The sequence below is a fragment of the Enterococcus sp. 4E1_DIV0656 genome, from assembly GCF_002140695.1.
Classification (GTDB): Bacteria; Bacillota; Bacilli; order Lactobacillales; family Enterococcaceae; genus Enterococcus_D; species Enterococcus_D entomosocium.
Genome location: NZ_NGLF01000001.1, coordinates 2,493,460 through 2,502,751 on the forward strand (window position 1 = coordinate 2,493,460; position 9,292 = coordinate 2,502,751).

Annotated in this window: 7 protein-coding genes; 3 read left to right on the forward strand and 4 right to left on the reverse strand. The window is 42.2% G+C overall.

Annotation, left to right across the window (positions count from 1 at the left end):
- Positions 1-19 precede the first annotated feature (19 nt).
- From A5882_RS11805 to A5882_RS11815, 3 genes are all read right to left on the reverse strand, one after another.
- Positions 20-1,531, reverse strand: coding sequence for a UxaA family hydrolase (locus tag A5882_RS11805; RefSeq protein WP_016613301.1), 1,512 nt, complete (start codon positions 1,529-1,531; stop codon positions 20-22).
- 12 nt (positions 1,532-1,543) lie between these two features.
- The gene (locus A5882_RS11810; RefSeq protein ID WP_086372816.1) at positions 1,544-2,947 is read right to left on the reverse strand and encodes a tagaturonate reductase; all 1,404 of its coding nucleotides are present in this window, start codon (positions 2,945-2,947) and stop codon (positions 1,544-1,546) included.
- A 70-nt stretch (positions 2,948-3,017) separates the two neighbouring features.
- Entirely contained in the window at positions 3,018-3,998 is a 981-nt protein-coding gene (locus A5882_RS11815) for a LacI family DNA-binding transcriptional regulator (protein ID WP_086338117.1), read from the reverse strand.
- 162 nt (positions 3,999-4,160) lie between these two features.
- Between A5882_RS11815 and A5882_RS11820 the strand changes: the two genes are divergently transcribed.
- Positions 4,161-6,374, forward strand: coding sequence for an AraC family transcriptional regulator (locus A5882_RS11820; protein ID WP_086338118.1), 2,214 nt, complete (start codon positions 4,161-4,163; stop codon positions 6,372-6,374).
- A 61-nt stretch (positions 6,375-6,435) separates the two neighbouring features.
- On the opposite strand, the gene A5882_RS11825 is transcribed toward A5882_RS11820, so the two are convergent.
- Positions 6,436-7,323: a carbohydrate ABC transporter permease gene (locus A5882_RS11825; RefSeq protein ID WP_008381527.1), complete on the reverse strand. Its 888-nt coding sequence runs from the start codon at positions 7,321-7,323 to the stop codon at positions 6,436-6,438.
- Positions 7,324-7,582: 259 nt separating this feature from the next.
- On the opposite strand from A5882_RS11825, the gene A5882_RS11830 reads away from it, so the two are divergent.
- Positions 7,583-8,551, forward strand: coding sequence for a sugar ABC transporter permease (locus A5882_RS11830; protein ID WP_008381525.1), 969 nt, complete (start codon positions 7,583-7,585; stop codon positions 8,549-8,551).
- Between the two features lie 15 nt (positions 8,552-8,566).
- On the forward strand, positions 8,567-9,244 hold the full coding sequence (locus tag A5882_RS11835) for a YesL family protein (RefSeq protein ID WP_005236490.1): 678 nt from the start codon (positions 8,567-8,569) through the stop codon (positions 9,242-9,244).
- Positions 9,245-9,292 lie beyond the last annotated feature (48 nt).

Below are 9,292 nucleotides of genomic sequence, written 5' to 3' on the forward strand. Positions count from 1 at the left end.
TCGAACCTCTTTTCTTTGGTTATAGTGTCACACCATTTTTAAAGATGGCGATCTCACGAACGTTGTTGGCTTCATTACGAGTCGGTTTTCCACTGGCAGTATCGATGATCGCTTGAATAAAGTCTTCCAGCACGACCTCCATCGGCTCTTCCAACAAGCGACCAGCGTTGAAATCCATCCAGTGGGGTTTCTTATGATAAATCTCTTGATTCGTGGCAACTTTCATGGTCGGCACATAGGCACCAAATGGCGTGCCGCGACCAGTAGTAAATAAGACGAGTTGGCAATCGGCAGAAGCCAGTGCAGAAGCGGCAACAAGGTCGTTTCCTGGACCTTCCAGCAGGCTCAAGCCTGGCTTACGGAGTTTTTCCCCATATTTTAAGACATCGACGACAGCGGAAGTCCCAGATTTTTGGGTACAGCCTAATGACTTATCTTCTAGCGTAGTGATACCGCCTGCCTTATTGCCAGGAGAAGGATTTTCATAGACCGGTTCACCGTAAGCAAGGAAATAATCTTTAAAGTCGTTGATTAGATGGAGAATTTTTTCAAAGGTTGCTTCATCTTGTGCACGCGCCATCAAGACTTGTTCAGCGCCAAACATTTCGGGTACTTCCGTCAAGACCGTGCTGCCACCTTGAGAAACTAAAAAGTCAGAAAATGCCCCTAACAAAGGGTTGGCGGTGATCCCAGAAAACCCGTCAGAACCCCCACATTTTAACCCGATCTTTAGCTCACTCAAGGGAACGGCTTCTCGTTGATCCTCTTTTGCTGCTTCCAGTAATTCTTCTAATAAGCTTTCGCCGACCGCAATTTCATCGTCACTTTCCTGTGCCACCATAAATTTGACGCGCTTTGGATCGTAGTCACCCAGGTTTTTCTTAAACTCGGGAACGGTGTTGTTCTCACAACCTAAGCCAAAGACCAAGACGCCACCGGCATTTGGATGATGCACCGCATCAATTAAAATTTGACGGGTGTTTTGATGATCTTGGCCTAACTGGGAGCAGCCGTAGGGATGTTTAAGGATCGTAATATGATCAAAGGTGCCAAGATCTGGATGATTCTTCTTGAAGTTTTCAACAATGATCTCAGCGATACCATTGATACAACCAACTGTTGGCACGATCAGTAAATCATTACGAATTCCAACTTTGCCGTTTGCTCGACGGTACCCTTGGAACGTCGCAGCCCTTTTTGGATAACGGACGGGATGCAAATCGGGGGCATAGGTGTATGCTAAGGTACCAGAAAGGTTGGTTTTGACATTGTGGGTATGCAACCATTGGCCAGTTTTCACGTCAGCTAAAAGATGTCCAATGGGATAGCCATATTTGATCACGTCTTGTGATTGTGCTAGATCTTTGAGGGCGATTTTGTGTCCTTGTGGAATATCCTCAAAAAGGGTGATCGTTTGGTCTTCAAATGAAAGGGTCGTTTTAGCAGCTAGTGGTTTTAATGCGACTGCGACATTATCATTAGGGTGCAATTTCAATAGTTGCGCGGGTGTTTCTGTTAATGTGCTGGACATAAAGATTCTCCTTTATTTCAAACTTGGCTCAGGGGTGTCAATCGACGCAAGTAACTGGCGGGGTCCGTCTTGTTTTAGACATGCGCACATTTCATTGATTGTCGCTGTCATAAAGCTCAGGTCTGCATGCCAGAGTTGCTCATTTTTTAATAGAGCGGCGATCTGTTCTTCTGCTGGTAATTGTTTCACTTGCTGAAATATGGTTGTCACTAGGTCATCATCTTGAAAAGGTCGAGTGAGATAGAAAGTCAGCAACCCTGCCAGTGCGGCAGTGATTCGTTTTGGTAACTGCTGGTTTTGTTGGACATAACGAGTTAAGACTGGTTGAAGACGCGCACGGAATTTTGAGACGCTGTTTAAAGCGATCGATTGCAGCTGATGCTTCACATAAGGATTTCTGAAGCGCTCTTTGATTTGTTCCGCATAAGCTGCAAGCTGCGCTTTAGGCAAATCAAGCATTGGAATCAACTCTTCCAGAAAAAGACCATCCAAAAAGGCTGCAAAATCACGGTCGTTCATTACTTCTTCAACGGTTTCTAAACCAGCTAAAAGACCGAGTGGAACCATCGCCGTATGAGGACCATTTAATAAATGTACTTTTTGTTCACGATAGGGGGTCATATCTTCTGTCACGATCACATTCAACCCAGCTTCTTGCAAGGGAAGCTTTTCGGCTACGCCGCTTCCTTCGATCACCCAGAGCATAAAGGGTTCCGCAGTGACCATTACGGCATCCTCATAGCCAAGAATCTCTTGGTATTGTGCCACTTTATCGCGAGGATATCCTGGAACGATCCGATCGACTAAGCTGCAGCAGAAGGTGTTTTCTTTTTCTAACCAGTTGACGAAGTCTGACTCCAAAGACCATAATGCGGCATATTGTAAGACGATCTCTTTTAGTTTTTCACCATTCCGATCGATTAATTCACAAGGAATGATCAAAAATCCCGGTTTTTGTCGTTGAAAACGACGATACAAAAGAGCGGTCAGTTTTGCAGGGAAACTGTGGGGAGGGGTATCGTATAAGGTATCCTCTGGGTGAAACGCAATACCTGCTTCCGTCGTATTAGAAACGATGATCTCGAGTTGCTCATCTTCGGCTAAAGCAAGATAGTCTTCCCATTGCTGATAAGGATTCAGCACTTGATCAATGGTGGAGACGACTTCAAATGTTTGAGAAGGAGCGCCATCGACAAGTCCTTCTAAGATAACGGTGTAGAGATTTTCTTGTTGTGCCAACAGCTCTTTCAAGCTGTGATCAATCGGCTGTACCACAATGGCACTGCCATTAAAAAGACCTTGCTTGTTCATTTGCTGCAGCTGCCAGTTAAAAAAGCCCCGCATAAAATTGCCTTCCCCGAATTGAATCACTCGGGCTGGATAGGTTTGATGGGGTTGTTCGGTAATTTTTTTCATAGAATCCTCCTTAAAAAATAGTTATGCACACGTTAACATTTTTGCGTAAGCGCTCTTGAAAACAAGAGGCTTACAGCGATTGACGAATGATTAACGAGGTATCAAAGAAATGTTGTTTCTCAACTACTTGATTGGCAAATGCTTGCAACAGCAGAGTTGCTGCCAATTGACTCATTTCATAGACTGGTTTGCGGATCGTTGTTAAAGGGGGATACGTATAGGGAGAAAAAGAACTATCATCAAAACCGATGATACCGATCTCCTCTGGGATCTTTCGTCCTGCTTGATGACAGGCATTGATCGCCCCGATCGCCATATCATCATTGGCGCAAAAAATCACTTCAGGTGGTTCAGGTAAAGCGAGTAGTTGCTGGGCACCCAGCTGACCACTTTCCAACGAGTAGTCGCCAGCTACGAAGTATTCTTTCGGGCAGACAAGCTGCTTTTCTTGAATCGCTTTCATAAATCCTTTGCGACGCTCTCTAGCGGAACCAAAGGAAGCGATCCCTTCGATCATGGCGATCTTTCGAAAGCCTTGTTCAAGCACATAGGTCATCATTTGATAGACCCCTTGGGCATCATTACTAGTGACATTCATCAAGGTTGCATCCTGCAATTGACGATTCAAAACGACGATGGGAATGTTTTTCTTTGAAAGAGCAGCGATAAAGCCGTCATCACGATCACTTTGACTCATCACGATCGCTCCATCTAGGCGATTCGGCTCTTCATCAAATGTATCGGATTGCAATAATTCATGAACCGCCAAAGTATATTCGGATGGTAGGGTATCACTGATTCCTTTGATCACTTCGACTAAAAAACTATCGGAAGTACCAATGGATAGATGAGAAAAATAAAGACCAATGATATAAGATTTCTGATTCACCAGACTTTTGGCATTGACATTGGGCACATAGTGTAAAGATTCAGCGATGGCTGCGATCTTCTTTTTTGTTTCTGGCTTGATTAATGGGCTATCGTTTAACGCACGAGAAACAGTTGTATGTGAAACACCAGCGACTTTGGCGATATCTTTGATCGTGACCATAGAAAACCTTCTTCCTTTTTGCTTGATTCAAGCATAGCTTGTTCCCACGAGAATGTCAATACACCAAGGATGCACACGTGAAACATTTTTCGAAATAACATAGGAACTTTTTCTGGGATGTGCTAGTATAAAAGAAGATAGTTAGGTAATGGGAGGGAGTCTATGAAATTCTTTTTAAGCTATCATCAAACATCCAACTTGTTTTATAAAATATTTATTTTGATTTTTCTAATTGGTAGCGCTTTAATCATTGGGTTTAGTGGGGTCATTTATCATCGAACGTATCAAAACATTCAAGAAACGTTTTTGCAAAGTCAACATAATTTGGTCAACCAAGTCAAAGAAAATCTGGATCAAAAAATTCAGATGGTAGAGTATGCCTTTTCTACATATAGCAGTACTCAAAGCTTTTCCGATACGATGGAACAGCCATTTTCCGTGACGAATTATCGACAAGTGCGAGAGATCAATTCGCAACTTGCTTACATTGGTGTGATGGGGATCGAAAACGCCAGCTACCAATTGGTGAATTTGAATCAGCATTGGAAAATCGAAGAAGGCTCCTTAAAACAGATCGATGATACTGAATTCGCTGCTTTTCAAGCGTTGATTGACAACCAACGCTACTTGTATTGGTTGCCAGAAGATGGCTATTTAAAAATGGTGATGACGCTGCCTGTTTTTCGACAGGAAACCACTGCTTTGGGGATCGCTGAAATCCAAGACCATACCATTGCACAGTTGGTGGCAGATCATGACGATTCCTTTTTGAATATATTTCATGCGGACGGACAACTACTTTTCGATAATGGTGAAGTGATCGATTCTGACTTACACGAAACAATGATCGCAGCTGCCCACGACGATGGCATCTTCACTGACAAAGAAAACAATAAGTATGTGGTCACACAATCGGATTACAATCAGTGGTATCATGTGATCCGGCTGGCACCTGCCAGTGTTTCGCAAGCAATCCGTGAATTAAGAAGCGGTTTGATCGTGATTGGCAGTCTTTTGATCATCCTCTTTTTATTAGTATCCTATCGCATTGCGATCGTGGCTACCTCACCCATCAATCGGATCGGAGAGCTTTTAAAGCCCAAAAAACAAGGTCAGAAATTAGAAGTTAATCAGTTGATTTCCGATATCGACCAGGTCTTACATCAAAACCACGATCTCGCCGTCAAAGTTGAACACCAAAAGCCCGAGTTAGAATCCTTGTTTCTATTAAATTTGTTCCGCGGCTGTATCTCAGAAGCAGATAGTCACTTAAAACTGTCACAATTTGGGTATGAAGTATCCGAAACGGAACACTTTGCCGTATTACTGATTCAAATCGATGATTTGTGTGGACGAGAAACAGCGACTATTGATATTTTCTTGCTTGCCATCGAGAATCTCGTTTCTGAAATCATTCCGGCGAATTTGCGTTTTCAGCCAATCATCTCCAGTCAAGAAACCCAAGGAACAATTTTAAAGCTTCCTGAATCAGTTGACCAAAAACAAGTATTGACCTATTGTCAAAAGATCCATCAAGCAGCAAAAGATTACTTGAAAATCAAAATAAGTTGTGGGGTCTCACAATCCTACGACCGCCTCGTAGAAACCAAATTAGCGGTTGATAACGCCAAAGAAGCCTTGCACTATCGAATGAATTTAGGGGAAGAAGTCATTATCTTTTTTGACGACATTGCGGCACAATTAGACAATAACGCGATCGTTCAGTACCCTAGAGAAGCAGAAAGCACCTTTTTGGATGCAATGCGTAGTGGGGATCTAGCGACCATCAAAACGAGTTACACAGAAGTCGTACGCGAAATCATTCATGAAAACAAAAATCCGTTGACGATTGAAAGTGCCTTGTTTAAGTTGATCAACAGTATCGTTCAGCTAGGACAACTCTTAGGAGCAGATCATACTAGCTTGCAGAATAGTCGTAAAGTTTATCAATCCGTGCTCAACCAAACCAGTTTGTTCAAAGTTGAGCAAATCATCTATCAAGAGTTAGTTTTACCTATCGTTGAAACGACACAAGCCAAAACAGATCGAGAAATTCGCTCCTTGTCTGAAAAGATGGTCTTGATCGTACACCAACAATACGACCAAGATCTCTCCTTAGATAGCATTGCTGAACAGTTGCATTATAATGCCAATTACTTAAGTAATGTGTTTAAAAAGGAATTATCCATCAATTTTGCCGATTACTTACAAAACTATCGATTGCAAGTCGCGAAAAAGTGGTTAAGAGAAACCGATTTGACCATCAAAGAAATCGCCGCCAACCTACAATATACCAACTCTCAAAACTTCATCCGCTTTTTCAAAAAGAAAGAACAGATGACACCCGGAGAGTATCGCAAACGATCCAAAGACTAAAAGAAAAAAAGCGTTTTTGATCAACGATCAAAAAACGCTTTTTTTCTTTGCTGCCTGTTGGTTACCCTTTGACGGAACCAACCATGGCACCTTTCACGAAATACTTCTGGACAAATGGATAGGCGATCAACATTGGCAAAGTCGCAACGACGATCACGGCCATTTTCACGGATTGTGCTGGGGGGACAACATCGACACTAGCGGCATCGGCGTTCATCCCGCTGGAGACAATCACGATTTGTCGAAGGAGCACTTGGATCGGCCATTTCGCTGAATCATTGATGTACAAAATCGCTGATTGATAAGTATTCCAATAACTAACAGCGTAGAACAAAGAGATCGTCGCAATCGATGGTAAGGAAAGAGGTAAGATGATACGGAAAAAGACGCCCCAATCAGAGCAACCATCCATTTTTGCGGATTCCTCTAAACTATCAGGAATCCCTTGGAAAAAGTTTCTCATAATGATCATATTATATGCACTGATGGCGCTCGGTAAGATCAGTGCCCAGAGAGAATCGATCAAGCCGAGGCTTTGTACCAAAATAAAACTTGGGATCATCCCTCCGCTAAACAACATCGTAAATACGACAATAAAATTGAAGATGCCACGTCCATGCAAATATTTTCTTGAAAGAGCATAGGCCATAAAAGAGGTCAAGATCATTGAAAGAACCGTTCCGACGATGGTCACAAAAAGGGAAACACCAATACTCGTAAAAATCGTGGGAGTCGAGAGAATATACCGGTAAGCATTTAAGCTAAATTCACGTGGGATAATGATAAATGTTCGTGTCGCAATCTCAGAAGAAGAAGCAAAGGAGCTTCCGAGAATGTTCAGAAAAGGCAAGAGACACATTAAGGTAAAGAGTAGTAGAAAACCGATAATAAATCCTTGAACAACCCGTTCACTCTTCGGGCGGTTCGTTTTTTTTAGGGTTTGTTGCATAGGAAAAACCTCCATCTTTTTTTACTTAAATAGGTATTTCCAACGTATCATGAGGCGGGGACAACGTATATAATCACTTTTACATGTTAAAAAAATCACAATCATGACAAACGTTGATAAATCAATGGTTTTCCAATTCGACCGAGAAATAATCCTAAAAAATGTATGCCTTTCCAATGCTGAGAAAATGATTATATACGTTATCTTTCTTACACGCTACCATGGGACTATCAAATCAAAAAAACTCGGAGGAACAAGTATGGAAACAAAAGTTGATAATTACTTCTCGCCACTTACTGAAGAAGAACAGCGACTGCGGTTGAAAAAGAAAAAATGGGCGCAAATCAGAAAAAATCGTGCGCTCTATATTATGGTATTGCCAGGTATTTTATATTTTATTATCTTTCGTTACATTCCAATGGGCGGTTTAGTCATCGCTTTTCAAGACTACCAGCCATTCTTAGGGATCTTAGGCAGTCCCTTTGTTGGGTTTACTCATTTTATTCGGCTCTTTACTGAAGATACTTTTGTGATGTTGATGCGCAACACGCTGATCATGTTTTTCTTAAATATCACGATTTCCTTCCCTTTTCCTATTTTATTGGCGCTTATGTTAAATGAAGTAAATAACCGTCGCTTGAAAAAAAGTATCCAGACGATTATTTATTTGCCTCATTTTATGTCGTGGGTGATCGTAGTTTCAATCTTCTACGTCCTGTTGACGACTGAAGGCGGTGTGATCAATAACATGATCGAAAGTCTTGGTGGGGAACGTATCCCATTCTTAACTAGCCGTACTTGGCTACGTCCAATGTACATTTTCCAAGATCTTTGGAAAGGTGCCGGTTGGGGGACGATCGTCTATCTAGCCGCTATTACCAATGTTGATGAACAGCTTTATGAAGCTGCGGATATGGATGGGGCTGGCAAACTACGTAAAATGTGGCACATCACGTTGCCGTGTATTCGTCCGACGATTGTGACCTTAATGATTTTAAAAATCGGTTCGATCTTAGATATGGGCTTTGAGCATATGTTCCTATTAATGAACTCAATGAACCGTGAGGTTGCCCAAATCTTTGATACCTTTGTCTATACCGCCGGGATTCAAAATGGTCAATTGAGTTACTCGACAGCTGTTGGGCTGTTTAAAGGTCTTGTAGGTTTGATCCTCGTTGTTTTTGCGAATCGTTTGGCGAAAAAAATTGGGGAAGATGGTATCTATTAAGAAAGAGGGGATCATATGACGATTGAGAAAATCACGAAAATCAACGATGGGCTAACCGCGTTTTTGACCCTGATCGCCCTTCATTTTCTTTGGCTAAGTGTGACACTTCTGGGGGGAATCTTTTTGGGAATCGGACCAGCCTCGTATGCCATGATGAAATATTATGATCGCTGGCTTCGTCTTCACGAACGACCGCCTTTGATCAAAAGTTTTTTCTACTATAGTAAAGAACGGTTCCGACAATCGGTGCTGATCAGTTGGTTGTTTCTCATCATTGCAGCGATCGTGATCACCAACATATTTGCGCCATTTCCATGGTTTATCCAAGTAGCGAATGTCCTCTTTTTGATTGCGTTTCTCTTTTTATTCATGCACGTGTATACCGTCATGGCAGCCACTAACTTTGTGACCGTGTTTGAGATCCTGCGAGGGAGTGCGTTGTTAGGTTTAGGCTATCTGCATTATTCGATCATTAGTTGGTCGATTTTGATCGTTGGCTATTTAGTTCTTGGCAGCTATTTCTTGATCGGCCTCATTTTGATGGGGAGCAGCTTAGTTGGTGGTGTTTTTGCCCTTGCTGGTAAAAAAATTCTTCAAGATATCCACCCAATTGAAACAGATCAGGTGGTTTCAAAAACGGCATCGACTACGGAGCAAACCGTTGCCAGTAAAGGAGATGAGGTCATTATCTAAAGAAAACGGCTCAAAGACTTTTACTGGTCCGTGAACAAAACGGTCACT